The organism is Actinophytocola gossypii (genome assembly GCF_025165815.1).
Lineage (GTDB): Bacteria > Actinomycetota > Actinomycetes > Mycobacteriales > Pseudonocardiaceae > Actinophytocola > Actinophytocola gossypii.
In genome coordinates this window covers 1-602 of the sequence record NZ_JAFFZE010000053.1, presented here as the reverse complement: position 1 = coordinate 602, position 602 = coordinate 1, and the positions used below count along the sequence as shown (strand labels likewise).

Genomic DNA, 602 nt, shown 5'->3' with positions numbered 1-602 from the left:
GACTCCGGTGACGGTATGCAGCTGACCGGTGACCGGTTCACCTCGGAGGCGGCCGCGTTCGGCAACGACCTGGCGACGCTGCCGAACTTCCCGGCCGAGATCCGCGCTCCTGCGGGCACCCTGCCGGGCGTCTCGTCGTTCCAGCTGCACTTCGCCGACTACGACATCCTGACCCCGGGTGACCGGCCGGACGTGCTGGTCGCGATGAACCCGGCGGCGCTCAAGGCGAACCTCGCCGACCTGCCCGTCGGCGGCACGGTGATCGTCAACACCGACGAGTTCTCCAAGCGCAACCTGACCAAGGTCGGATACGACGGCAGCCCGCTCGACGACGACTCGCTGGCCAGCTTCCAGGTCTTCCCGGTCGCCATGGCCACCCTCACCCAGGGCGCGCTCGCCGACACCGGGCTGTCGAAGAAGGACGCCGAGCGGTGCAAGAACATGTTCGCGCTCGGGCTGCTGTCCTGGATGTACCACCGGCCGACCGAGGGCACCGAGCGGTTCCTGCGGGAGAAGTTCGCCCGCAAGCCGGACATCGCCGAGGCCAACGTGCTGGCCTTCCGCGCGGGCTGGAACTACGGCGAGACCACCGAGTCGTTCGC

The 602-nt window shown here is 69.1% G+C and carries 1 protein-coding gene; it reads left to right on the top strand.

What is annotated here, in order from left to right; all coding sequences use genetic code 11:
* Positions 1–602 (top strand): 2-oxoacid:ferredoxin oxidoreductase family protein (locus JT362_RS35325; RefSeq protein ID WP_260196313.1); only part of this gene is annotated, 602 nt, incomplete at both ends.